The sequence below is a fragment of the Streptomyces lancefieldiae genome (assembly GCF_031845825.1).
Classification (GTDB): Bacteria; Actinomycetota; Actinomycetes; order Streptomycetales; family Streptomycetaceae; genus Streptomyces; species Streptomyces lancefieldiae.
Genome location: NZ_JAVRFH010000018.1, coordinates 1 through 24661 on the forward strand (window position 1 = coordinate 1; position 24661 = coordinate 24661).

Here is a 24661-nt window from a genome sequence, read left to right on the forward strand (position 1 = left end):
CACCGTCGTACCGCCCCCACCGTCGTACCGCACGCACCGTCGTACCGCGCCTCCTCGTCGTCCGGGACTCCCCGCCCCGTCGGACGCGTCCGATCAAGGACGGGCCGAACCCGTCACCCCTTGCGGTGCCTGCCGCTTCGCGAGGAGTCCGCGGCGTCGCTCTCGCCGTCCGCGAGGCGGCGCAGGGAGTCGTCCACGGCGGGCTCCACGGCCTCGCCGAACAGCTCGGTCGTGCGCCGGCGCTCCTGCTGCTCGCGCGCCTCGCGCTCGGCCTTCTCGCGCTCCGCCTTCTCCTCCTCGGCCTTCTCCGCCGCCTCCATCTCCGCGAACACGTCGATGGGAGCCGGCGCCTTCGCCAGGAAGACCCAGGTCAGCCAGACGGCGAGCAGGAACGGCGGGATCTTCAGAGTCACCAGGACCCAGCCGAGCTGCTCGGTGTCCGCCCACCAGTACAGCGGGAAGAGGATCGCGCTCTTGGCGAGAAGGATCAGGCCCCAGGCGTAGCTGGCCTTCGTGTACGCCTTCTTGCGGCCCGGGTTGCGGGTGCGCCAGGAGAGGTTCTCCTTGAAGACCGGCCCGAGGATCAGGCCGATCAGTGGCACGCCGGCCAGCGAGGTGACGATGTACGCCAGCGCCAGGCCCAGCGTGTAGAGCATGCCCGGCAGGTAGAAGTTCTTGGCGTTGTCGGTCATCATCGCGAAGACCACGCCGAAGGCGACGCCGAAGACCCCGCTGAAGGCGTGCTTGACGGTGTCCCTCATCGCCAGCCGGACCACGACCAGCACCAGTGACACGGCGAGTGCCGCGATCGCCGACATGTGCAGGTTGTTGTTGAGCGTGAAGATGGTGACGAAGAGCAGTCCCGGCAGCACCGTCTCGATCATGCCCCGGACGCCGCCGAACGCCTCGAACAGCGCGGCCTCCGTCACCGCCCGGGCGTCGTCCGCTTCCGTCTCTTCGGTCGGCTTGTCGAGCGACGTCACCGGCTACTCCCGTCCGAGGGGTCTCAGTTCGTATTTCGGGTTGAAGAGCACCCGGCGGCCCCGGCTCATCGAGATCCGGCCCGATGCGATGAGCTTGCGCCCCGGCTCTATGCCGACGATGGAACGTCTGCCCAGCCACACCACGTCCAGGGCGGCGGAGCCGTCGAAGAGCTCGGCCTCCAGGGCCGGGACGCCCGCGCGCGGTCGCAGGGTGACCGTGCGCAAGGTACCAGTTACCGACACGATCTGCCGGTCCTGGCAGTCGCAGATGCGGGTGCAGCCGGCGGTGTCGGCGTCCTCGCGCAGTTCCTCGGACTCCAGGTCCTCCTGGGACGAGGAGAGCCGGTCGAACATGCGCCGGAACCGGCCCACCGGCTTGTCGGAACGCGGAGCAGCACTCATATCTGAAGCGTACCGGGGTGGGCCGACAGCCATGCACCCTCTCGGGGCCCGTATCGCGAGGCTCACGTCCCGCTCACCGCCCGCTCACCCCCGCTCACTTCTCGAAGCGGTATCCCATGCCCGGCTCCGTGATGAAGTGCCGCGGATGCGCGGGGTCGGCCTCCAGCTTGCGGCGCAGCTGGGCCATGTAGACCCGCAGGTAGTTGGTCTCCGTGCCGTACGACGGCCCCCAGACCTCCTGGAGCAGCTGCTTCTGGCCGACCAGGCGTCCGGTGTTGCGCACCAGCACCTCCAGCAGATGCCATTCGGTGGGTGTCAGCCGTACGTCCTTGCCGTCCCGGTGCACCTTCTTCGCGGCCAGGTCGACGGTGAAGTCCGCGGTGTCCACGATCACGTCCTCCTCACCGCCCGGGACCGGCTCGGCACGGCGGACGGCGGCGCGCAGCCGGGCCAGCAGCTCGTCCATGCCGAAGGGCTTGGTGACGTAGTCGTCGGCGCCCGCGTCCAGTGCCTCGACCTTCTCGTCGGAGGAGTGCCGGGCGGACAGCACCAGGATCGGCACCCGGGTCCAGCCCCGCAGCCCCCTGATCACCTCGACGCCGTCCATGTCGGGCAGGCCCAGGTCCAGCACCACCACGTCGGGGTGGCGGGCGGCGGCGAGCTGGAGGGCGGTGGCACCGTCGTGGGCGGCGTCGACCTCGTAGTGCCGTGCCTTGAGGTTGATCACGAGGGCACGCACGATCTGCGGCTCGTCGTCTATCACGAGCACCCTCGTGGCGGGCCGGGGGATGCCCCCGGTCGGGCTCAGCATCGGGCTGCCTGCCTTTCTGCGGTCGCGGAGTGGAGGGTTGTGGGCGCCGAGGCCCCGTGAGGTGATCCCGCCGCGCGGAGGGTGAGGACCATGGTGAGGCCGCCGCCGGGCGTGTCCTCGGCGTTCAGGGTGCCGCCCATCGCCTCGGCGAAGCCCCGGGCCACGGCCAGGCCGAGCCCCACGCCGGCTCCGCGCGGGGCGTCGCCGTAGCGCTGGAAGGGCTCGAAGATGCGCTCCTTGGCGTCGTCCGGCACGCCCGGTCCCCGGTCGACGACCCGTACCTCGACGCGGTCCGCGAGGGCGCTGCCGGCCACCAGGACGGTGCGGCCGGCCGGGCTGTACTTGACGGCGTTCTCCACGAGGTTGGCCATCGCCCGTTCCAGCAGCCCCGCGTCCACGGCGACCATGGGCAGCGTCTCGGGGATGTCCAGCTGCACGCTCGCCTCCGGCACCCCGCCGAGCGCCATCGGCACCACCTCGTCGACGTCGATCTCGCGGATCAGCGGGGTGACCGTGCCGGTCTGGAGGCGGGACATGTCGAGCAGGTTGCCCACGAGGTGGTCGAGGCGGTCGGCGCCGTCCTCGATGCCCTCCAGCAGCTCCGCACGGTCCTCCTCCGACCACGCCACGTCGTCGGCCCTCAGGCTGCTGACCGCCGCCTTGATCCCGGCCAGCGGCGTGCGCAGGTCGTGGCTGACCGCGGCCAGCAGTGCCGTGCGGATGCGGTTGCCCTCGGCCAGCGCGCGCGCCCGGTCGGCCTCCGCGCGCAGGCGCCGCCGGTCCAGTACGACGGCGGCCTGGGCGGCGAAGGCGGCCAGCACCCGGCGGTCCTCGGCGGGCAGCACCCGGCCGGTCAGCGCGAGGGCCATGTGGTCGCCGACCGGCATGTCCACGTCCGCGTCCTCCGGGCGCTCCACCGGCGCCCCCGCGCCGGCCCGGCCGGCGCAGGTCCAGGGCGCCACGTCGCTCTCCCGCTCCAGCAGGACGGCCGACTCCATGGCGAAGGTCTCGCGGACCCGTTCCAGCAGGGTCTCCAGGCTGATCCCGCCGCGCAGGACGTCACCGGCCAGGAAGGACAGGATCTCCGACTCGGCGCGCAACCGGGCGGCCTGGTGGGTGCGGCGGGCCGCGACGTCGACCACCGAGGCCACGGAGAGCGCGACGCCCACGAATATGGCGAGCGCAAGCATGTTCTTCGGGTCGGCGATGGTGATCCGGTTGACCGGCGGTGTGAAGAACCAGTTCAGCAGCAGGGATCCGACCGCCGCCGAGGCGAGCGCCGGATACAGCCCGCCGAGCAGGGCCGCGGCCACGGTCAGCGCCAGGTAGAGCAGGACGTCGTTGGCGAGTCCGAGGTGGACGCTGTTGAGCAGCAGCGTCAGCAGCACCGGTCCGCCCAGGCCCGCGAGCCAGCCCCACAGGAGCCGGGAGCGTCCCAGGCGCGCTCCCCTGGCCACCGGCAGTCCGCGGCCCTTGGCGACCTCCTCGTGGGTCACGATGTGGACGTCCAGGTCGGGTCCGGACTCGCGGGCCACCGTGGCACCGACGCCGGGGCCGAAGACGTACTGCCAGGCCTTGCGGCGCGAGGAGCCGAGGACGATCTGGGTGGCGTTGACGCCGCGCGCGAAGTCCAGCAGGGCGGCCGGTATGTCGTCGCCGAGCACGTGGTGGAAGGTGCCGCCGAGGTCCTCGACCAGGGGGCGCTGCACCGCGAGCTCCTTCGGGGAGGCGGAGGTCAGCCCGTCACTGCGGGCTATGTACACGGCCAGCACCTCGCCGCCGGCGCCCTTCTCCGCGAGGCGCGCGGCCCGCCTGATCAGCGTCCGGCCCTCGGGGCCGCCGGTGAGGCCGACCACGATCCGCTCGCGCGAGCCCCAGATCTTCGACACCCGGTGCTCGCTGCGGTACTGCTGCAGGTACTCGTCGGCCCGGTCCGCCACCCACAGCAGGGCCAGCTCGCGCAGGGCGGTCAGGTTGCCGGGGCGGAAGTAGTTGGACAGGGCCGCGTCGACCTTGTCCGGCTGGTAGATGTTGCCGTGCGCCATGCGCCGGCGCAGCGCCTGCGGCGACATGTCCACCAGTTCGATCTGGTCCGCGCGCCGCACCATCTCGTCCGGCACGGTCTCCTGCTGCCGCACTCCGGTGATCGACTCGACCACGTCGCCGAGCGACTCCAGGTGCTGGATGTTGACGGTCGAGACCACGTCGATGCCGGCGGCCAGCAGCTCCTCCACGTCCTGCCAGCGCTTGGCGTTGCGGGCGCCGGGGACGTTGGTGTGGGCGAGCTCGTCCACCAGCGCCACCCGGGGGGCGCGGGCCAGCACCGCGTCCAGGTCCAGCTCGGTGAAGACCGCGCCGCGGTGCACCAGCTCCCGGCGCGGCACCTGCTCCAGGCCGTGCAGCAGCACCTCGGTGCGCGACCTGCCGTGGTGCTCCACGAACGCCACGACGCAGTCGGTGCCCCGCTCGATGCGGCGGTGCGCCTCGGCCAGCATCGCGTACGTCTTGCCGACGCCCGGCGCCGCGCCGAGGTAGATCCGAAGTTTGCCGCGTCCCATGGCCTCATTGTCTTCCGGTCGCCGCTGCGTGCGCAGCGTCGACCTTACGACCCGCAATGACGACAAATCGGGGGCGGGTGCGGGACGCCGGACCTCTTGACGGAACTCTGACGCCCGCGGCGTCACTGCTCGACGATCTCCCCGTCCCGCAACTCCAGCACCCGGTCGGCGAGGTCCAGCAGGGTGGCGTCGTGGGTGGCGACCAGGGCGGTGACGCGCTCACTGCGGACGACGGCCCGCAGCAGCTCCATCACGGCGTGGCCGGTCTCGGCGTCCAGCTGGCCGGTGGGCTCGTCGGCGATGAGCAGGGCCGGGTCGTTGGCGAGGGCGCGGGCGATGGCGACCCGCTGCTGCTGTCCGCCCGACAGCTCGCCGGGCCGCTGGGCGGCGTGGTCGGCGAGGCCGACCAGGGAGAGGAGCAGCTCGACGCGCTCCTCGCGTTCGCGCGGCGCGGTCCGGCGCAGCCGCATCGGCACGCCGACGTTCTCGGCGGCCGTGAGGATCGGGATGAGCCCGAAGGACTGGAAGACGAAGCCGACGCGGTCCCGGCGCAGGGCGAGCAGCCCGTCCTCGTCCAGTTCCGCCAGGTCCCGGCCGTCGACCTCGACCCGCCCGGCATCCGGCACGTCGAGACCGCCGACGATGTTGAGCAGAGTGGTCTTCCCCGACCCGGAGCGGCCCTTGAGGGCGACGAGTTCTCCGCGCGGCACCGCGAAGGAGACGCCGCGCAGGGCGTGCACGGCCGCGGTGCCGTGGCCGTAGGACTTGTGCACGTCCTCGACGCCCACCATGGCCTCGGTGACCACCTGACTCATGTGCCCTCCCCCGCCGTGCACCGGGCGCCAGTATGGCCAGCGGACGCCGCGGCGTTCAACGGTCCGGCCCGGATTCCCCCAACCCTGCCCGGCCCGGCACATCCCTCCACCGGACCCGAGGCGGCCCCTGCTGCCGGGCCAGGGGCCCACCCCCGGCACGCACAGGCCCGGACCACGGCGTGGAGCGCGCAGTTCCGCGCGAAGGAAGGCCACCCCGCCGGCACCGCCACGAAGGGCGCCGACCCGCCGAATCCCCCAGGAGGTCCCGCACGCCCTCCGGCGCGCACCGGCACAGGCGCTGCGCAGGCACCGCCCACAGGGCACGGACGACCGCGTCGAGCAACCGGTTCCGCACGGAAGAACCCACCGGCACACACGCGCACCGAACAGGCACGCGACACAGGGCACAGGCGACCGCACCGACCACCCGGTTCCGTACGGAAAAAGGCCGAACGCAGCACCGACACGCGGTCGCGCGAGCGCCCCTGCGGTCCCGCACCCGGGAGTTCCACCGGCACCCGGCTCCCCGGACCACCTCCGCACACGGCATGTCCGGCGGATCCGCAGCGACCACCGCGCGACGGGGCGCGGTCGTCGGTGCGGCTCAGTCGGACGACCGCGTGGCATCGGCGCCGGGCGCGGCAGAGGGCCGCGACCCCACGGGGCGCGGCCCTCCTCCTCGTACGCGCTCGCGTGCTGACGCACGCGCACGGAATCCGTACGGAGTCCTTGCCTACCGGACCTCGGTGATCTCCGGTCCCCGCTGGAGCTGGCCCATGCCGCCGCCGAAGCGGGAGCCCTCCTCCTGCTGGACGCCCTCGGGGACCATCTGCGCGTCGTTCGGCAGCTTGAGGACGATCGGGTCCCGGGGGGCCATCGGGCCCTCGCCGCGGACCACGACCGTGTCCCGGAAGATCTGCTCCAGCAGACCGGCGGCCTGCGGCTGCACCGCGCCCTGGCCGGAGATCACTCCGCGCAGGAACCAGCGGGGTCCGTCCACGCCGACGAACCGCACGACCTGGAAGCCGCCCGTGCCGTCCGGCAGCTGCACCGGGACCTGGGCCCGCAGCTCCCAGCCGAGCGGGCCCTCGACCTCGTCGACGATGCCACCCTGCTGGGTGATGCCGGAGCCGATCTCCTCGCGCACCTCGCCCCAGATGCCCTCGCGCTTGGGCGCGGCGAAGCCCTGCAGCTGGATGGCGCTGTCGCGCAGCACGACGGTCGCGGCGACGATCGCGTCGCCCGCGACCTCCACCCGCAACTCCATGCCCTCGACCCCGGGGACGAACAGGCCGCCCAGGTCCACCCGGCCCTCAGCCGGGTCGCTGACCTCGGTGCTGTCCCAGGGCCCGTCGGGCCGCGGTTCGGGTTCGAGCCGCACGCGCTCGCGCTTCTCGTCCGCCTCGGTCTCGACGCTGTCGACGACCTGCTCGGTCTCGCCGGCCGCGTCCTCGGCGGCATCCCTCTTCTTGCGACGTCCGAACACGTCACTGTCCTTCCCGGTCGGATACGACCGAAGCGTATCGATTCCCACCCGTCGGGCCGCCCTCGGCGACCTGACCGCTTGTGCCGCTTGCACGGTCCGTCTCGGCGTGTCCGCCGGTGGACCCGAAGCCCCCTTCGGCCCGCGCCGAGCCGGGAAGCTCCGCGACCTGACGGAAGCGGACCCTCTCGACCTGCTGGACGACCAGTTGGGCGATCCGGTCGAAGCGCTCGAACCGCACCGTCTCGCGCGGGTCGAGATTCACCACGATCACCTTGATCTCCCCACGGTACCCGGCATCAATCGTCCCCGGGGCATTCACGAGGGCGACACCGAGGCGGGCGGCCAGACCGGAACGTGGGTGCACGAAGGCCGCGTACCCCTCGGGAAGCGCCACAGACACCCCGGTGGGCAGGACGGCCCGTTCACCGGGAGCCAGTTCGCAGTCCACGGTGGTGCGCAGGTCGGCTCCCGCGTCGCCGGGCTGCGCGTACGCGGGGAGCGGCACGTCGGGGTCGATCCGGCGGATCAGCACGTCCAGCGGTTCCCGGCTCACGGGGTTCCCGGGGTTCTCGGGGCTGCTCACGGGTTCACCTCGAAGGCGCGGGCGCGACGGAGCTGGTCGGGGTCGTCCATGGCGGCGCGGATCTCCTCCTCGCGGCCGTGGTTCACGAAGTGATCGACCTTGACCTCGACGAAGAGGGCGTCGGCGCGGACGGCCACGGGCCCGTCGGGGCCGCCGATCCGGCCGGTGGCGGTGGAGTAGATCTTCCGCCCGGCCACCGCGGTCACCTCGGCCTCCAGGTGGAGCTTCGTGTCGACGGGCACCGGCCGCAGGAAGTCGGTCTCCAGCCGTCCGGTCACCGCGATCGTGCGCAGCAGCCAGTTCAGGGAGCCGAGGGTCTCGTCCAGGGCGGTGGCCAGCACGCCGCCGTGCGCCAGACCGGGAGCACCCTGGTGGGCGGGCTGCACGGTGAACTCGGCGGTGATCGACACGCCTTCACCGGCCCGCGCCTGCAGGTGCAGTCCGTGGGGCTGGTCGCCGCCGCAGCCGAAGCACTGGCCGTAGTGCGCGCCGAGCAGTTCGCCGGGGGCGGGCGCGTCGGGGTGCCGTACGGGTTTCACGGCGTCGGCGGGAGGCTGAAGACCTGCGGAAGTACCACTCACAGGCGCAGACCTTACCCGCGCGTCGGCCGAACGCCGATACCGTGCCAAGCTTGGTCCATGCAGCTCTCCACCGCCCCGTACGAAGAACGCCTCACCGCACCCCGCTCCTGGTGGCTGATCTCCTTCCTGGTGGGCATCTCGTTCGCCCTGATCCTGGTGCCCTTCGGCACGCTGCCGATGCTGGGCGGCCTGGTCGGCGGGACGGCGGTGGCGGCCGTGGCGGCCAGTTCGTACGGCGCGGTGCGCATTCGTGTCGTCGGCGACTCGTTGATCGCGGGCGAGGCGAAGGTGCCGGTCTCGGCCCTGGGCGAGGCGGAGATCCTCGATCCGGAGGAGGCCCGTGCCTGGCGCACCCACAAGGCCGACACCCGCGCCTTCCTGCTGCTGCGCGCCTACATCCCGCGGGCCGTGCGCGTCCTGGTCACCGATCCCGAGGACCCGACGCCGTACCTGTACCTGTCGACCCGCGAGCCCGAGCGGCTGGTGGAGGCCCTGCGCGCGGCGCAGGCGGCGGCGTAGCGCACGCGCGGGGTCAGTGCCCGTCGCCTCCGGCGGGGCGGTGGCCGAGCTCCTTCATGACGGCGCTCATGTCCAGCGCGTCCTGCGGTCCTTCCAGAGCCGGAAGTTCATCGAGGGCGCTCCACGGCACCTGCCGTTTGCGCAGGTCCGTACGGATCCGGGAGGCCAGCTTCCTGGTGTCGCGGCGGTTCATGACGGCGCCCACGGCCGCGCCCACCATGAACGGCATCAGGTTCGGCAGGTCGCGCACCATGCGCTTCATGATCTGCTGACGCAGCTGGCGCTTCATGTGGCTGTTCACCGCCGAGCCGAATGTCGACGGCTTGGTCGCGTCGACGCCGCGCTCGTCGGACCAGGAGTTGAGGTACGCGGTGCTGCGCTGTGCGAGGCCGCCGGGCGGGCGCAGGCCGTAGACCTCGTGGAGCTCGGCGATCAGCTTGAGCTCGATCGCCGCGACGCCGGTGATCTCGGCGGCCAGTTCCGCGGGCATCGCGGGGGGTACGGGCATCATCGCCGCCGCGCCCACTCCGGCTCCGACGGTCGCCGTGCCCCTGGCGGCGCCGGCCACCAGCCGGTCGGCGAGTTCCTCGGGCCCGAGGCCGGGGAACTGCCTGCGGAGCGTCGCCAGGTCCCGTACGGGCACGCGTGGGGCCAGATCGATGATCCGGTCGGCGAGGTGCGCCAGGGCGGCCCTGGCGCGGTCGCCGCCCTTGCGGACGCCCTGTTCCGCCCTGTGCCGGAACGCCGCTGCCCTGCGCCGGGCAGCGGGCGCCGGCGTCTCCACGGTCGCCGGGAGGTCACCCCGGTCGGCCCCCGGTTCGAGCGAGGCCGTCCCCGTATCGGTCGGGCCTCGCTCGTCGTCGCGCGCGCTGTACGGACCGTCGGACGGTCCTTGGTCCGCTCCTCGCCTGGAGAAGCGGCGCCTCCAGGGAGGGGTCGAGCCGGTCACGGCCGACCCCGCCTCAGTCGCAGTCGCGGCAGATCGGCTGGCCGTTCTTCTCGCGGGCCAGCTGGCTGCGGTGATGCACCAGGAAGCAGCTCATGCAGGTGAACTCGTCCTGCTGCTTCGGCAGCACACGGACGGCCAGTTCCTCGTTCGAGAGGTCGGCGCCGGGAAGTTCGAGGCCTTCCGCGGCCTCGAACTCATCGACGTCGACGGCCGAGGCGGACTTGTCGTTCCGCCGGGCCTTCAGCTCTTCGAGGCTGTCCGAGTCGACGTCGTCGTCGGTCTTGCGTGGAGTGTCGTAATCGGTTGCCATGGTCGCTCTCCCCCTCTGGGTGTCTGCGGTGTCTCCAGCGCACGTAACGCGTGAGAGGCCGGACTTGTGCCCGACCTGAGGCGGAGATTTTGCCTCACATCAAGGTCTGTTACTCAATCGACACCCAACCGGACTCCTCATGAGTGATCGGCTTGGATGGCGATGGGGACCGTACACGGTCCGAATGCCGCACTTCAAAGGCGTCTCAACGTGTACTTCCCGTGATCAGGACCCCTGAAAACCGGGATTTTCCCGGCCTTCCGACAGGGTGCATGATCACGGAGAGTAGATGGCCGGAAAGCCTTCGCTGTGATCGATCACACACGGGATTCTCCGGCCGCCGACCTGGGGAATTCAGCTCAAAGCGAAACTTCCTCGGGTCTCGGCGAGATGTCGACGTCATGATCTCAGACGGGCAGCGTGACACGCATCACGAGCCCTCCGCCCTCGCGCGGCTGCGCGTAAATGTGCCCTCCGTGCGCCCGGGCCACCGACCGCACGATGGACAGGCCGAGGCCGACGCCCTTGTCGCTGCCCGTCCGCTCGGTCCGCAGCCGCCGGAAGGGCTCGAAGAGGTTGTCGATCTCGTACGCCGGTACGACCGGCCCCGTGTTGGTGACCACCAGGACCGCCTGGCCGTTCTCGACCGCGGTGGTGACCTCCACCCAGCCCTGTTCGGCCACGTTGTAGCGCACGGCGTTCTGCACCAGGTTCAGGGCGATCCGCTCCAGCAGGACGCCGTTGCCCTGGACCACCGCGGGCTCGCGCGTCCCGCGGAGCCTCACGCCCTTGCTCTCCGCCTCGGCGTGCACCTGGTCGATGGCCTGGCCGGCCACCTCCGCGAGGTCCACCGGTTTGCGCTCGACGATCTGGTTGTCGCTGCGGGCCAGCAGCAGCAGGCCCTCGACGAGTTGCTCGCTGCGTTCGTTGGTGGCCAGCAGCGTCTTGCCGAGCTGCTGGAGCTCCACCGGGGCGTTCGGATCGGACAAGTGCACTTCCAGGAGCGTGCGGTTGATCGCCAGCGGCGTGCGCAGCTCGTGGGAGGCGTTGCCGACGAAGCGCTGCTGGGCGGTGAACGCCCGCTGGAGCCGCTCCAGCATGTCGTCGAAGGTGTCCGCCAGTTCCTTCAGCTCGTCGTCCGGTCCGTCCAGCTCGATCCGCCGGGAGAGGTCGGAGCCCGCCACCGCGCGCGCGGTGCGGGTGATCCGGCCCAGCGGGGACAGGACGCGCCCGGCCATGGCGTAGCCGAAGGCGAAGGCGATCACGGCGAGGCCGAGCAGGGCCAGCAGCGAGCGGCTGAGCAGGTTGTCCAGGGCGACCTTGCGCTGGTGGTCGATGCAGTCGCTGATCGCCGCGTTGAACTCGGACAGCGAAAGGTTGCCGTTGTCGACCACGGGACAGTTGCTGCTGGTGACCCTGAGGTCGTTGAAGTCGACGATCTTGTAGAGCGGCTCGTTGCCGGTGCGCACGGCCTGGGCGGCCAGCAGATAGATGATCGACAGCAGCAGTATGCCGGCGATCAGGAACATGCCGCCGTACAGCAGCGTGAGCCTTATGCGGATGGTGGGGCGCAGCCACGGCAGGGGCGTGGCCGAGCGGGGGTCCCACGTGGGTTTCGGAGGCGCCCCGGGGGGCGCGGGTGTCGTCGCCACGGTCGATCAGATCCGGTAGCCGGAGCCGGGGACGGTGACGATGACGGGCGGCTCGCCCAGCTTGCGGCGCAGGGTCATGACGGTCACGCGCACGACGTTGGTGAACGGGTCGGTGTTCTCGTCCCAGGCCTTCTCCAGCAGCTGCTCCGCGGAGACGACCGCACCCTCGCTGCGCATGAGCACCTCCAGCACCGCGAACTCCTTGGGCGCGAGCTGCACCTCCTTGCCGTCGCGGAAGACCTCGCGGCGGTTCGGGTCGAGCTTGATCCCGGCACGCTCCAGGACGGGCGGCAGGGGCACGCTGGTACGCCGGCCCAGGGCGCGCACGCGCGCGATGAGCTCGCTGAACGCGAAGGGCTTGGGCAGGTAGTCGTCGGCGCCGATCTCCAGGCCCTCGACGCGGTCGCTGACGTCGCCGGAGGCCGTGAGCATCAGCACGCGTGTGGGCATGCCGAGTTCGACGATCTTGCGGCACACGTCGTCGCCGTGCACGAGGGGGAGGTCGCGGTCGAGGACGACCACGTCGTAGTCGTTGACGCCGATGCGCTCGAGGGCGGCCGCACCGTCGTACACGACGTCGACGGCCATGGCCTCCCGGCGCAGTCCGGTGGCCACCGCATCGGCGAGCAGTTGCTCGTCCTCGACGACGAGTACGCGCACGTCGCTGGTCCTTCCTGTGTCCGCCCGCGCAGCGCGTCTCGGGCGCACGAGGGCAGGGGGGCTGGTGGGTGTGTTGCCTCCATCCTGCCCTTTTCAGCCATAAGTCGGCTGTAAGGCGGGTGAGGGGCCGGTGGCGAACCGGGAGCGGCGCTCCGAAGACCGCTCCGAAGACCGCTCCGAGGACGCTCCGGGGACGGCTCCGAGGACCCCGCTCCGGGGACGGCCCCGGGACGCTCCTCGAGGACGGGACGGCCGCGGAACGGTACTCGGAGACGGACGGGACGGCCGGAAAGGCCGCGGTTCCGGGAATGCGAGATTTTCTCGCGCGGTTAGGTTTCCCCGGAAGGGAGCGGGGGGAGGACGGCTTTACACCCCGCGATCACGCTCTGCCTGTGCCGCACCACCACGCGGTACGCCGCGGTCCGCTTCCGCAGAGCGGGCGTGGGTGTCCGGCACGGTCGCCGCCCGGCAGGGCAGCGCTGGGCACTCCACCGGAGACGTGATCGCCCCTTCCCAACGGCACACCCCCGTGCCACCGACCCACGACCCAGGACGAGGGGGCGCAGCATGGACGCTTTCACCGCAGGACTTCTGCAGCGCATAAAGACGACCGAGTCCGACCTGTCCCGGGCCCGCGACGAGGGGGACGAGTTCCTCGTCGAGGTGGAGCTGGGCGAGCTCGACGATCTGCGCCGTCTCGCTGCCGAGCACGGTGTGGAGGTCGGCGCGACCGGCGTCTGATCGGCCCGTGAGCGACGGGGCCCCGGCGGAATCCAGCGCCGGGGCCCCGTCGTTCGCCGTGTCGGCGGCGACAGCCGGCCGTCAGGCGCCGAAGTCCACCAGCAGCCGCTGGAGGGGCTCGAACACGTCCGGGGTGGCCGCGATCGTCAGGTCGCGTGACGGGCGCTCCCCGGGGCGTCCACCGGTCACCGCGCCCGCCTCCCGGGCGATCAGGTCGCCCGCCGCGAGGTCCCAGGGGTGCAGTCCACGCTCGTAGTAGCCGTCCAGGCGTCCCGCGGCCACGTCGCACAGGTCGATGGCGGCCGAGCCGCCGCGCCGGATGTCGCGCACCAGCGGGATCAGCCGCCGCGCGATCTCCGCCTGCTCGGCGCGGACGTCGGCGACGTAGTTGAAGCCGGTGGAGACCAGCGCCTGGTCGAGCGGCGCGGCGGCACGGCAGGCGAGCCTGCGCTCACCGTCCCAGGCACCCTTCGCCCAGGCCCCGCCGCCGCGCACCGCGTGGTACGACTCGCCCCGCATCGGGGCCACGACCACCCCGGCGACCCGCTCGCCGTCCTGCTCGGCGGCGATGGAGACCGCCCAGGTGGGCAGCCCGTAGAGGTAGTTGACCGTGCCGTCGAGCGGGTCGATGACCCAGCGGACGCCGCTCGTGCCCTCGGTGGCGGAGCCCTCCTCGCCGAGGAACCCGTCGTCCGGGCGGCGGTCGGCGATCAGGCCGGTGATCAGCTTCTCCGCCGCGATGTCCATCTCGGTGACCACGTCGATCGGGCTGGACTTGGTGGCGGCGACCGCGAGGTCGGCGGGGCGGCCGTCGCGCAGCAGCTCGCCCGCGCGGTGGGCGGCCTCCTGGGCGATCTTCAGCAGGTCGGCGTGGAGCGGGTCGGTCGTCACGTCGGTCACGGGGTTCCTCACGCGTAGGGGCTGTCGGCGCCCGCGGCGGCGGGCCGGGGGGCGCGGGCGGGGCAGCAGCCGACCGGGCACAGGTTGTGGCTCGCGCCGAGCGCGCCGAGGGCGCACGGTGCGACCTCCTGGCCGCGCTCGTCCGCGGCCCGCTCCAGGACGAGGTCGCGGACCGCGGCGGCGAACCGCGGGTCGGCGCCGACGGTGGCCGAGCGGCGCACCGGCAGCCCGAGCTCCCTGGCCTTGGCGGTGGCCTCCGTGTCGAGGTCGTACAGGACCTCCATGTGGTCGGAGACGAAGCCGATGGGGGCCATCACCACGGCGGGGACTCCGGCCGCGTGGCGCTCCTCCAGGTGGTCGCAGATGTCGGGCTCCAGCCACGGGACGTGCGGGGCGCCCGACCGCGACTGGTACACGAGCTGCCAGGGGTGGTCGACGCCGGTGCGCTCGCGGACCGCGTCGGCGATCATCTGTGCCACGTCCAGGTGCTGGCGGACGTACGCCCCGCCGTCGCCGTGCTCCTCGACCGGGCCGGAGGTGTCCGCGGCGGAGGTGGGGATCGAGTGGGTCGAGAACGCGATGTGCGCGGCGTCCCGGACCTCCTCCGGGAGCTCGGCGAGGGACCGGACGACGCCGTCGACCATCGGCTCGACGAAGCCCGGGTGGTTGAAGTAGTGCCGGAGCTTGTCGATCTTCGGCAGCTCCAGCCCTTCGGCCTCCAGTCCCTCCGCCTCCAGGGCGGCGAGCGCGTCCGCGAGGTTCTCGCGGTACTGACGGCAGCCCGAGTACGAGGCGTAGGCGCTGGTGGCGAGGACGAGGATGCGGCGGCGGCCGTCCCGCACCATCTCGCGCAGGGTGTCCGTCAGGTACGGCGCCCAGTTGCGGTTGCCCCAGTAGACCGGCAGGTCCAGGCCGTGCTCGGCGAAGTCCTTGCGGAGCGCGTCGAGCAGGGCGCGGTTCTGGTCGTTGATGGGGCTGACCCCGCCGAAGAGGAAGTAGTGCCGGCCGACTTCCTTGAGGCGTTCCTTGGGGATGCCGCGCCCGCGTGTCACGTTCTCCAGGAACGGGACGACGTCGTCCGGGCCCTCCGGGCCGCCGAACGAGAGCAGGAGCAGGGCGTCGTAAGGGCTGGAATCGAGCACGTCTGGCATGTCTCGATCCTGCCACCCGGCACTGACAGCGGGGAAACGGCGGGGTGCCGACCGTGCTTCCGCCGGGCTCGGGGGGTGGTGCCGGGCGACCTGGCGAGTAAGCTGTATCGACTGTGTTCGTGCCTTACCGAGCACCTTACTGAGCCGTTCCGGAGACACCGTTGCCCAGCCCCTACCGCGCCCTGTTCACCGCTCCCGGGAGCAAGGGCTTCTCCGCCGCGGGCTTCCTCGGCCGGATGCCGCTGTCGATGATGGGCATCGGCGTGGTCACTATGATCTCGCAGCTCACCGGGCGGTACGGACTGGCCGGCGCCCTGTCGGCCACCATCGCGCTCGCGGCCGCCGTGGCCGGACCGCAGGTCTCCCGCCTGGTGGACCGGTACGGCCAGCGGCGGGTGCTGCGTCCGGCGACCCTGGTCTCGCTCACCGCGGCGGCCGTGCTGCTGCCGGCCGCGCACTACGGGTGGCCGGACTGGGTGCTGTTCGCGGCCTGCGTCGGCGTCGGCTGCGTGCCGAGCCTCGGCGCGATGGTCCGGGCCCGCTGGGCGGCCCTGTACCGGGGCACTCCGCAGCTGCACACCGCGTACTCCTTCGAGTCCGTGGTGGACGAGATCTGCTTCATCTTCGGACCGATCATCTCCATCGGCCTGTCCACCGCGTGGTTCCCGGAGGCCGGGCCGCTGCTCGCCGCCTGCTTCCTGGCGACGGGCGTCTTCTGGCTCACCTCGCAGCGCGCCACCGAGCCGGAGCCGCATCCGCGCGAGCACAAGGGCGGCGGCAGCGCGCTGCGCTCCCGGGGACTTCAGGTCCTGGTCGGCACGTTCGTCGCGACGGGAACGATCTTCGGGGCCATCGACGTCGTCACCGTGGCCTTCGCCGAGGACGAGGGCCACAAGGCCGCCGCCAGCCTCGTACTCGCCCTGTACGCGGCGGGTTCGTGCACGGCGGCCATGGTCTTCGGGCTGATGCGCTTCGCCGGGCCGCCCGAACGTCGCTGGCTCCTGGGCGTCTGTGCGATGGCCGTGAGTATGATCCCCCTCCTACTGGTCGGAAACCTGCCGTTTCTGGCCGTGGCGCTGTTCGTTGCGGGTCTGTCCATCGCTCCCACGATGATCACGACCATGTCCCTCATCGAAGAGCACGTGCCACGCACGCAGCTCACCGAGGGCATGACCTGGGTGAGCACAGGCCTCGCGGTCGGGGTCGCCCTCGGCTCGTCCGCGGGCGGCTGGGTGATCGACGCCTCCGGGGCGCGTGCCGGGTACGGGGTTCCGGCGGTGGCCGGGGCCGTCGCGGTCGTGGTCGGTTTCCTCGGGTACCGCCGGCTCAAGCGGCCGGAACCGCGTCGGGGAGGGACCGTTGAGCAGCACACGCACGGCGAACGGGAAGACGAGCGGCAAGAACGGCACATGGCGTAACTGGGGCGGCAACGTCTCCGCGCGCCCCGCGCGGGAGGTCACCCCCGCCTCCGTCGAGGAACTGGCCGAGGCCGTCCGCACGGCCGCCGAGGACGGGCTGCCGGTCAAGGCCGTCGGCACCGGACACTCCTTCACGTCCATAGCCGCGACGGACGGCCTGCTGATACGCCCCCGGCTGCTGACCGGCATCCGCGGCGTCGACCGCGACGCCATGACGGTCACGGTCGAGGCCGGCACTCCGCTCAAGCGGCTCAACCTTGCCCTCGCGCGGGAGGGCCTGTCGCTGACGAACATGGGCGACATCATGGAGCAGACCGTCGCCGGAGCCACCGCCACCGGCACCCACGGCACGGGCCGCGACTCGGCCTCGATCGCCGCCCAGATCCGGGGCCTGGAACTGGTCACGGCGGACGGATCGGTGCTGACCTGCTCCGAGCAGGAGAACCCCGAGGTCTTCGCCGCCGCCCGGATCGGCCTCGGCGCCCTGGGCGTCGTCACCGCGATCACCTTCGCCGTGGAGCCCCTCTTCCTGCTCACGGCCCGCGAGGAACCGATGCCGTTCGAGCGGGTCCTGCGCGACTTCGACGAACTGTGGGCCGAGAACGAGCACTTCGAGTTCTACTGGTTCCCGCACACCGGCAGCACCAACACCAAACGCAACAACCGCAGCGCCGGCCCCGAGCAGCCGGTCGGGCGGTTCCAGGGCTGGTTCGAGGACGAGTTCCTGTCCAACGGTGTCTTCCAGGCGGCCAACTGGGTCGGGCGCGCGGTGCCCGCCACCGTCCCGGCGATCGCGCAGATCTCCAGCAAGGCGCTGTCCGCGCGGACGTACACCGACACCGCCTACAAGGTCTTCACCTCTCCGCGCCGGGTGCGGTTCGTGGAGATGGAGTACGCCGTTCCACGCGAGGCCGTCGTCGAGACGCTGCGCGAACTGAGGGCGATGGTCGACCGGTCACGGCTCCGGATCAGCTTCCCGGTCGAGGTGCGCACGGCCCCGGCCGACGACATCACGCTGTCCACGGCCTCGGGCCGCGACAGCGCGTACATCGCCGTCCACATGTTCCGGGGCACTCCCTACCAGGCGTACTTCACCGCCGCCGAGCGCGTCTTCACGGCCCACGGGGGACGGCCGCACTGGGGGAAGGTGCACACCCGGGACGCCGAGTACTTCTCCCGGGTGTACCCGCGCTTCAGTGAGTTCACGGCGCTGCGGGACCGTCTTGACCCGGATCGCCTGTTCCGGAACGACCACTTGCGCCGGGTTCTGGGGTCGTAGCCGACGGGTCGGTCCCCGGGCCCGTGGTCTCGCCCGGGCCCTCGCCCCCGGTGGCGTCCGGGGTGGGCGTCGGACTCACCGCCGTGCCGCCGTCCTGCTCGGAGGAGCCGCCCGACGGCGTGCTGTCGGCGGTGGGGCCCGAGGTGCCGGACGGGGTCGCGGCGGGGGTGTCGCGGCCGGAGCCGGAATCCCCCGACTCCCCGGTGTCGCCGGAGTCCTGGGAGTCACCGCCGCCGTCCGGATCACTCGGGTGGTCCGAGTCCCCCGAATCCGAGGCGGGCTCGTGATGCCCCGTGAGGGCGTTGCCGACGGTGGTGCTCCGGTCGCCGCTGAGGCTGTGGCCGGAGGCCAGTTCGTAGGTGGTGATCCCGGCCATGGTGACACCGAAGACGAGGGCCGCCGCGACCACCGGCCGCTTCCAGCCCCGCGTCCGCGCGCGGTAGACGGTGCCCTCGGTGAACTCGCCCGGGAGGGGCGCCCCGCGCCCGCCGGGGTGTTCGGCGCCGACTTGGGCCTCGGCGGTCCGCCTGACCCGCAGCTGCTCGCCGGTGCGCTTGAAGAAGTGCTGGAGGACCGTGCTGCCACAGGTGGCGATGACACTGATCAGGCCGGCTCCGAGGATCGTGCCGTAGACGCCGAAGGAGGAGGCGAGCTTGGCGGCCACCACCGCCGCCAGGGCGCTTCCCGCGACCTGGGGCACGCTCAGGTCGATTCGCTTGGACTCCCCCTCCGTACGCACGTCCGCATCGTCCACGGCATCGGGCTTTTCACGCATCCCCGGACCTTGCCTGCCTTTCCGTACGTGATCGATCAACTGCACGAGAAAGGGACGTGCGAACGAAACCATTAGTTCCGTTTCTGGTGATTGCGTGAAGTACGCCACGCCCGGGACCGCGGAAAGCGTGCCGGCGTCGGCCGGGTGCCACCCCTTGCCGGAAGTCGGGCGGCGTGCCCATCCGCGCACGTGGCCCGAATGGAGTACTGTTGCGAGCCCTGGGTCCGGTCTCCCGACAGGGGGGCCAGGACCTTGAAGGACCGCCGGGAGGGGGCTAGTTTCACAGGGTGACCAAATCGGTCACTCAGCGTGGCGAACAGGTAACCGTGCCATAACGGCGATCCAGGGCCCGCGCCCGACACGCCGGGCAACTCGGCAAGGTTGTGGCAGGCTGCACCCGGGCAGGTCACACTCGACAGAGCGGAAGCAGCGACGCACGTGACGTCGGCAGGCACCACCCGGGAGGTCCCCATGCCCGAACTGCGTGTCGTGGCCGTCTCGAATGACGGCACACGGCTGGTGCTGAAAGCTGCGGACAGCACGGAGTACACGCTTCCGATCGACGAGCGGCTGCGCGCCGCCGTGCGCGGCGACCGTCCCCGCCTCGGCCAGATCGAGATCGAGGTGGAGAGCCATCTCCGCCCCCGCGACATCCAGGCGCGTATACGTGCCGGCGCGACCGCGGAAGAGGTCGCCACGATGGCCGGCATCCCCGTCGACCGGGTACGCCGCTTCGAGGGGCCCGTGCTGGCCGAGCGCGCCTTCATGGCGGAGCGGGCCCGCAAGACCCCCGTGCGCCGCCCCGGCGAGAACTCCGGCCCGCCCCTCGGTGAGGCCGTCCAGGAGCGGCTGCTGCTGCGCAGCGCCGACAAGGACTCCGTCCAGTGGGACTCCTGGCGCCGCGACGACGGCACCTGGGAGGTTCTGCTCGTCTACCTGGTCGCGGGCGAACCGCACTCGGCGAGCTGGACCTACGACCCGCCCCGGCGGCTCGTCCAGGCCGTCGACGACGAGGCACGCTCGCTGATCGGCGAGTCCGACGACCTCGCTGCGCCCGAGCCCAGCTTCCCGTTCGTCCCACGCATCGCGCGACTGCCGCGCGACCGCCCGCTGGACCGTTCCCTCGACCGGGAGCAGCGAGAGCGGCCGAGCCTGCCCCCGCCCCCGTCCGAGCCGGCCGAGGACACCGCGGCGACCGCCTCGGCCGAACGCGAACGGGACTCGCTCACCAGCCTCCTGGAGGCGGTGCCGAGCTTCCGGGGCGACCTGGTGGTGCCCGAGCGCACCGCGGAACCGGCGGAGGAGCCCACCGAGGAGCCCGAGGTGGAGGAGCCCCCGGCTCCGGCGGCGTCGGCCGGTTCCGCCTATGCCGACGTGCTCATGCCGCGCTCCGTGGCCAGCCACCGCGACCGTCTCACCGGCTCCACCGACCGCCAGGCCGAGGCCGACGGCGTCCGGCCGGGCCGCCGCGCGGCGGTGCCGAGCTGGGACGAGATCGTGTTCGGCACGCGGCGGAAGAAGCAGGAGTAAGAGGCGCCTTCGGTTATGAGGGCCAGGGCCGCACCCGCGTGGGTGCGGCCCTGGCCCGGTCCCTCGACGTGCCCGGTCCTTCGACGGACCCGGTCTCTCGGCCTGCTCGACTCGTCGGCCGGCTCGGCCCGTCGACCTGACGTCGGCCTACTGCGGGTCGGGGCCCACCGCGACCGGCCGCTGCGGATCCGCCGACCACTCCGACCACGAACCCGCGTACAGCGACGCCGGGATGCCCGCCACCGCCAGCGCCAGCACCTCGTGGGCACCCGACACGCCCGAGCCGCAGTACACGCCGACCTCGCCACCCTCCGTGACCCCCAGCGTCTTGAAGCGCGCCCGGAGTTCCTCGGCGGGCAGGAAACGGCCGTCCGCCGCGACGTTGTCGGTCGTCGGCGCCGACACGGCGCCCGGAATGTGGCCGCCGACCGGATCGATCGGCTCGACCTCGCCCCGGTACCGCTCCCCCGCGCGGGCGTCGAACAGTACTCCGGACCGGGCCAGCGCGGCGGCCCCGTCCGCGTCCAGCAGCCCGGCCGCACCCGGCGCCGGCCTGAAATCGCCCTCCGCGGGCGCGGGGACGTCCGTCGACAGCGGCGCATCCCAGGCCGGCAACCCGCCGTCGAGGACCCGCACGTTCGGGTGACCCGTCCAGCGCAGCAGCCACCAGGCGCGGGCCGCCGCCCACCCCTGCCCGCCGTCGTACACGACGACCGGCCGGCCGGACGACACGCCCGCCCGGCGCATCGCGGCCCCGAACTCCGCCACGTCGGGCAGCGGATGCCGGCCGCCGGCGCCGGGCGCGGAGGCCAGTTCCCTGTCCAGGTCCACGAAGACGGCACCGGGCAGATGCCCGGCCGCGTACTCGGCGCGGCCGTCGAACGGCGGGGCGCCCGCCGCCTTGGCCGTGCTCAACTGCCAGCGGATGTCGAGCAGGACCGGCGGATTGACGCCCGCCAGTTCCTTCACGAGTTCGGATGCGGAGATGATGGCGTTCATGGCCCCATCCTGACGTACCGAGTGGCCGCCGCGTCGATGTCGGGCTACTCTGCCCGCCGGGCAGTACCGATCACGAGGCGTACGGGTTCGGGCACATGCTGTACCAGCCGAGCAGGCGGGCTGCCTCACGAGCGCGCCCGGGGCGCGCGGCACCGGGACCGGTGCCGGCATCGACGCGGGGGCTCCGTAGGAGCGGAAGCGGACGCACGGCCCGCGAGGGGCCGAGAAGAGAGTGACGATGACCGACGCACGGGGGTCGGCCGGCCGGAACGGCGAGACGAACGCCCGGCGCCCGCCCGGCACACCCTGCTGGGTGAGTCTGATGGTGCACGGACCGGCCGCGACCCATGACTTCTACGAAACACTGTTCGGCTGGGATTTCCAGCCCGGCCCCCATCAACTCGGCCCCTACGCGCGGGCCCTGCTCGACGGGTGCGAGGTGGCGGGTGTCGGCCAACTGCCCCTGGACCGGCACCTGCCCGTCACCTGGACGCCCTACTTCGCCTCCGCCGACGTCAACCGGACGGCGGAAACGGTACGCCTGTGCGGGGGCACCATCGGTGTGGGCCCACTGGACGCGGACGAGGCCGGCCGCCTGGCCATCTGCTCCGACCCGTCGGGCGCCGTCTTCGGCATCTGGCAGGCCGCGGCCCACCTCGGCACGGCCGTCACGGGCGTGCCCGGGACACCGGCGTGGAACGAGCTGCTGACCTTCGAGTCGGCGGGCGTCACCAAGTTCTACGAGACGGTGTTCGGCTTCGAGTCGGTGCCGGATGTCTTCACCGACGCCGACCGCAAGACCCTGCTCCTCGACGGCCGCCCCGTCGCGGACGTCCACGGCGTCGGCGACGCCCTGCCGCGGGACCGGGGACCGCACTGGACGACCTACTTCGAGGTGGCCGACGCGGAGGAGTCCCTGGACCGTCTCGTCGCCCTGGGCGGGAGTGTCCTGGAGCCCGTCCGGGACACGCCGCACGGCCGGGTGGCGAGGGTGGCGGATCCGGAGGGGGCGCGGTTCGCGCTGCTGCAGGGGCGGTGAGCCGAGCCGTGCGGAGGCGGGTGCCGCTCAGCCGGGCGACACCGGCAGCACGTCCGGTGACAGCGCCGCCGCGTGGGCCGTCGCGGCGGTCGTACGGCGCCGGTGGTGCCGTCGGCACAGCACCTCGTAGCCGACCTCGTCGGGGGACTGGGCGACGTCGCCGACGACCACCTGGGCGCCCTCGACGACCATGACGCCGCCCACGGTGCGGGCGTTGTGCGTGGCGCGTGCGCCGCACCAGCACAGGGCCTCCACCTGGAGCACCTCGACACGGTCGGCGAGTTCGACCAGGCGCTGGGAGCCGGGGAACAACTTGGAGCGGAAGTCGGTGGTGATGCCGAAGGCGTACACGTCGACGTCGAGGTCGTCGACCACGCGCGCGAGCTGGTCTATCTGGTCCGGCGCCAGGAACTGCGCCTCGTCCGCGATCACGTAGTCCACGCGTCCGCCCTGCGAGAGGTGGTCGACGACGTGGGCGTACAGGTCCTGTCCGTCCGCGACCTCCACCGCGTCGGTGACCAGGCCGAGCCGGGAGGAGAGCTTGCCCTCGCCCGCGCGGTCGTCGCGGGTGAAGATCATGCCGGCCAGGCCCCGGGCCGAGCGGTTGTGCTCGATCTGGAGAGCCAGCGTCGACTTCCCGCAGTCCATCGTTCCGGAGAAGAACACCAGCTCGGGCATGGGGGGTCGAACACCTTTCGGCAGCGGGGTCGGGATGGGGGGCAGAGTTTCAGGAGCGTACTTCGAGCAGGGGGACGAGCTGCTCGGCAGGGGTCATCGACCCGTGGTTTCCGACCATCGCCGACTCCCTCGGCTCCCGCTCCGAGGCGATGAGCAGGACGTCGTCGCGCGCGGCGGCCACCACGTCGCCGATGCGGTCGTACACCCGGTCGTCGATGCGGGGGCCGAACCAGCCCGCCGCGATCGCCTCGTCCCGTGACGCCACCCAGAACTGCTCGCCGAGCACCTCGCGCCAGCAGGTCAGGACGTCGTTGTGGGCGCCGGGAACGGCGTACACGTGGCGGGCGCGGCCCTCGCCGCCGAGGAGGGCGACGCCCGCCTTCAGTTCCCAGTCCTCGTCGAAGTCGATGCGGTGGTCCTCGTCGAAGGGCACGTCGATCATGCCGTGGTCGGCGGTGACGTAGAGGGTGCTGCGCGGGGGCAGCTGCTCGGCGAGGCGCTGGGCCAGCCGGTCGACGTGCATCAGCTGGCCGCGCCAGGTGTCGGAGTCCACACCGTAGCGGTGGCCGGCGCCGTCGACCTCGGCGTAGTACGTGTAGACGAGGGCGCGGTCGGCGGCGGCCAGCTGCTCGGCCGCGAGGTCCATGCGGTCCTCGCCGGAGAGGCGGCCGTGGAAGGTGCCGCCGCTGAGGGCGATCTTGGTCAGCGGGGTGTTCGCGAAGGTCGGCGAGGAGACCTGGGCGGCGTGCACGCCGGCCTGCTGGGCGAGGCCGAAGACGGTCGGGTACGGCTGCCAGGCGCCCGGTGGGGTCCACGGCTGCCAGCGCAGCTGGTTCATCAGCTCGCCGGTGGCCGGATTGCGCACGGTGTAGCCGGGCAGGCCGTGGGCGCCCGGCGGCAGACCGGTGCCGACGGAGGCGAGGGAGGTGGCGGTGGTCGCCGGGTAGCCGGCGGTGATCGGACGTCCGGTTCCACCGCGTGAGCTGCCGATCAGGGAGTTCAGGAAGGGGGCTTCGTCCGGGTGGGCCCGCAGCTGCTCCCAGCCGAGGCCGTCGATCAGGAACACGCAGTTCCGGTCGGCGGGGGTCAGTTCGGTGATCCCCGCGGTCATGCCGGGGACGCCGAGGCCGGCGGCCAGCGTGGGCAGCAGGTCGGCGAGCGAGCCGGCGCCGTACTCGGGTACGGGGGCGGAGTCGACGGGGAGCGGTTCCGGGTGGGTGTCCCAGGCGGCGGTCTGCACCATCAGCGGGCGGAGTCCGCGGTCGCCTCGGAGAGGGCCTGCGCGAAGGTGAGCGCCTGGCGCACCGTCTCCGGGCCGTCCCCGGCCTCGCTGACACGCAGGCTGAGGTCGTCGGCCGTCGAGCTTCCGGTGTAGCCGTGGTCCGCCTCGCAGTTGGGGTCGCCGCAGGCGGCCGGCTCAAGGTCGAGGCGGGAGACGGCGCCCCAGCCGATGGTCAGCACGATCTCGCGGGGCAGTGTGCCCGGCTTGTACTTCTCCGGGTTGGCGACCACGCGGCTGACGACGATGGACGAGATCCGGCCGAGCTTGACCGACTCCGTGGACGTCGTGGCGTACGGCGTCGGGGACGTGTCGTCGGCGGCCTGCTCGTCGGTGTGGCTGACGATGAAGCGGTTGCCGGTGAGCACCAGCACGGTCACGTGCCGGCGCACCTCGTTCTGGTCGAACGTCGTCTCCTGATGGACCAGGTACGACCGGACGGGCTCGCCGCCCACGGCGGCCTCCACCGCCTCGGCCACGAGGGCCGGGTAGTAGCCGCTGCGCTCGATCGCCGCTCGCAGCCCCTGGGTCGTCGTACTGGTCTTGGCCATGCCGTCCATCCT

25 protein-coding genes are annotated in these 24661 nt (G+C 72.2%); 6 read left to right on the top strand and 19 right to left on the bottom strand.

Annotation, left to right across the window (positions count from 1 at the left end; translation table 11 throughout):
* Nucleotides 1–113 precede the first annotated feature (113 nt).
* From RM812_RS19035 to RM812_RS19070, 8 genes are all read right to left on the bottom strand, one after another.
* Nucleotides 114–983 (bottom strand): DUF3159 domain-containing protein, encoded by an 870-nt coding sequence (locus RM812_RS19035; protein WP_311573919.1) that lies wholly within the window; start codon nt 981–983, stop codon nt 114–116.
* A gap of 3 nt (nt 984–986) precedes the next feature.
* Nucleotides 987–1385 carry an OB-fold nucleic acid binding domain-containing protein gene (locus RM812_RS19040; protein WP_073731801.1) on the bottom strand — a complete coding sequence of 133 codons (399 nt, stop codon included), beginning with the start codon at nt 1383–1385 and terminating at the stop codon, nt 987–989.
* A 94-nt stretch (nt 1386–1479) separates the two neighbouring features.
* Complete coding sequence (locus tag RM812_RS19045) at nt 1480–2196, bottom strand: response regulator (protein ID WP_311573922.1); 717 nt, start codon at nt 2194–2196, stop codon at nt 1480–1482.
* Entirely contained in the window at nt 2190–4754 is a 2565-nt protein-coding gene (locus RM812_RS19050) for a sensor histidine kinase KdpD (protein ID WP_311573924.1), read from the bottom strand. The genes RM812_RS19045 and RM812_RS19050 overlap by 7 nt, the downstream gene beginning before the upstream one ends.
* A gap of 122 nt (nt 4755–4876) precedes the next feature.
* On the bottom strand, nt 4877–5569 hold the full coding sequence (locus RM812_RS19055) for an ABC transporter ATP-binding protein (RefSeq protein WP_311573925.1): 693 nt from the start codon (nt 5567–5569) through the stop codon (nt 4877–4879).
* A 733-nt stretch (nt 5570–6302) separates the two neighbouring features.
* Nucleotides 6303–7055: a DUF3710 domain-containing protein gene (locus RM812_RS19060; RefSeq protein WP_311573927.1), complete on the bottom strand. Its 753-nt coding sequence runs from the start codon at nt 7053–7055 to the stop codon at nt 6303–6305.
* Nucleotide 7056: 1 nt separating this feature from the next.
* Nucleotides 7057–7638 (bottom strand): dUTP diphosphatase, encoded by a 582-nt coding sequence (dut, locus tag RM812_RS19065; protein ID WP_394816483.1) that lies wholly within the window; start codon nt 7636–7638, stop codon nt 7057–7059.
* On the bottom strand, nt 7635–8219 hold the full coding sequence (locus tag RM812_RS19070; protein ID WP_311573928.1) for a PaaI family thioesterase: 585 nt from the start codon (nt 8217–8219) through the stop codon (nt 7635–7637). The genes dut and RM812_RS19070 overlap by 4 nt, the downstream gene beginning before the upstream one ends.
* A gap of 57 nt (nt 8220–8276) precedes the next feature.
* Between RM812_RS19070 and RM812_RS19075 the strand changes: the two genes are divergently transcribed.
* Complete coding sequence (locus tag RM812_RS19075) at nt 8277–8738, top strand: DUF3093 domain-containing protein (RefSeq protein WP_311573930.1); 462 nt, start codon at nt 8277–8279, stop codon at nt 8736–8738.
* A 13-nt stretch (nt 8739–8751) separates the two neighbouring features.
* On the opposite strand, the gene RM812_RS19080 is transcribed toward RM812_RS19075, so the two are convergent.
* The 4 genes from RM812_RS19080 to RM812_RS19095 form a co-directional block, all read right to left on the bottom strand.
* Nucleotides 8752–9687: a hypothetical protein gene (locus tag RM812_RS19080; protein ID WP_311573932.1), complete on the bottom strand. Its 936-nt coding sequence runs from the start codon at nt 9685–9687 to the stop codon at nt 8752–8754.
* Between the two features lie 13 nt (nt 9688–9700).
* Complete coding sequence (locus RM812_RS19085) at nt 9701–9997, bottom strand: DUF4193 domain-containing protein (RefSeq protein ID WP_003993510.1); 297 nt, start codon at nt 9995–9997, stop codon at nt 9701–9703.
* Between the two features lie 407 nt (nt 9998–10404).
* Nucleotides 10405–11649 (bottom strand): sensor histidine kinase, encoded by a 1245-nt coding sequence (locus tag RM812_RS19090; protein WP_311573968.1) that lies wholly within the window; start codon nt 11647–11649, stop codon nt 10405–10407.
* 6 nt (nt 11650–11655) lie between these two features.
* The gene (locus tag RM812_RS19095) at nt 11656–12309 is read right to left on the bottom strand and encodes a response regulator transcription factor (RefSeq protein WP_003993508.1); all 654 of its coding nucleotides are present in this window, start codon (nt 12307–12309) and stop codon (nt 11656–11658) included.
* Between the two features lie 567 nt (nt 12310–12876).
* Between RM812_RS19095 and RM812_RS19100 the strand changes: the two genes are divergently transcribed.
* Nucleotides 12877–13050 (top strand): hypothetical protein, encoded by a 174-nt coding sequence (locus RM812_RS19100; protein ID WP_167392522.1) that lies wholly within the window; start codon nt 12877–12879, stop codon nt 13048–13050.
* 81 nt (nt 13051–13131) lie between these two features.
* On the opposite strand, the gene RM812_RS19105 is transcribed toward RM812_RS19100, so the two are convergent.
* Together RM812_RS19105 and RM812_RS19110 are read right to left on the bottom strand one after the other, a co-directional pair.
* Entirely contained in the window at nt 13132–13950 is an 819-nt protein-coding gene (locus RM812_RS19105) for an inositol monophosphatase family protein (RefSeq protein WP_311573978.1), read from the bottom strand.
* Between the two features lie 8 nt (nt 13951–13958).
* Nucleotides 13959–15101: a ferrochelatase gene (locus RM812_RS19110; RefSeq protein ID WP_311573979.1), complete on the bottom strand. Its 1143-nt coding sequence runs from the start codon at nt 15099–15101 to the stop codon at nt 13959–13961.
* A 161-nt stretch (nt 15102–15262) separates the two neighbouring features.
* Between RM812_RS19110 and RM812_RS19115 the strand changes: the two genes are divergently transcribed.
* Nucleotides 15263–16519, top strand: a complete 1257-nt coding sequence (locus tag RM812_RS19115; protein WP_311573981.1) for an MFS transporter — start codon at nt 15263–15265, stop codon at nt 16517–16519.
* Nucleotides 16461–17798: a D-arabinono-1,4-lactone oxidase gene (locus RM812_RS19120; RefSeq protein ID WP_311573982.1), complete on the top strand. Its 1338-nt coding sequence runs from the start codon at nt 16461–16463 to the stop codon at nt 17796–17798. The genes RM812_RS19115 and RM812_RS19120 overlap by 59 nt, the downstream gene beginning before the upstream one ends.
* On the opposite strand, the gene RM812_RS19125 is transcribed toward RM812_RS19120, so the two are convergent.
* Nucleotides 17722–18573, bottom strand: a complete 852-nt coding sequence (locus RM812_RS19125; protein ID WP_311573984.1) for an ICP22 family protein — start codon at nt 18571–18573, stop codon at nt 17722–17724. The two genes, RM812_RS19120 and RM812_RS19125, sit on opposite strands and share 77 nt — an antisense overlap.
* Nucleotides 18574–19044: 471 nt before the next feature.
* Here RM812_RS19125 and sepH point away from each other — a divergent pair, with 471 nt between their 5' ends.
* Nucleotides 19045–20103 (top strand): septation protein SepH, encoded by a 1059-nt coding sequence (sepH, locus tag RM812_RS19130; RefSeq protein WP_311573986.1) that lies wholly within the window; start codon nt 19045–19047, stop codon nt 20101–20103.
* Nucleotides 20104–20250: 147 nt separating this feature from the next.
* Here sepH and RM812_RS19135 read toward each other — a convergent pair whose 3' ends face one another.
* Entirely contained in the window at nt 20251–21102 is an 852-nt protein-coding gene (locus tag RM812_RS19135) for a sulfurtransferase (RefSeq protein WP_311573988.1), read from the bottom strand.
* A 238-nt stretch (nt 21103–21340) separates the two neighbouring features.
* Here RM812_RS19135 and RM812_RS19140 point away from each other — a divergent pair, with 238 nt between their 5' ends.
* Nucleotides 21341–22141, top strand: a complete 801-nt coding sequence (locus RM812_RS19140) for a VOC family protein (protein WP_311573990.1) — start codon at nt 21341–21343, stop codon at nt 22139–22141.
* A gap of 27 nt (nt 22142–22168) precedes the next feature.
* Here RM812_RS19140 and RM812_RS19145 read toward each other — a convergent pair whose 3' ends face one another.
* The 3 genes from RM812_RS19145 to RM812_RS19155 are packed head-to-tail and all read right to left on the bottom strand — an operon-like array spanning nt 22169 to nt 24658.
* A complete protein-coding gene (locus RM812_RS19145; protein WP_311573992.1) occupies nt 22169–22819 on the bottom strand; it encodes a thymidine kinase in 651 nt (216 codons plus the stop codon).
* 49 nt (nt 22820–22868) lie between these two features.
* A complete protein-coding gene (locus RM812_RS19150; protein WP_311573994.1) occupies nt 22869–24062 on the bottom strand; it encodes an alkaline phosphatase family protein in 1194 nt (397 codons plus the stop codon).
* Complete coding sequence (locus RM812_RS19155) at nt 24062–24658, bottom strand: DUF5998 family protein (protein WP_311573997.1); 597 nt, start codon at nt 24656–24658, stop codon at nt 24062–24064. Before RM812_RS19155 ends, RM812_RS19150 begins: the two co-directional genes overlap by 1 nt.
* Nucleotides 24659–24661: the final 3 nt, after the last annotated feature.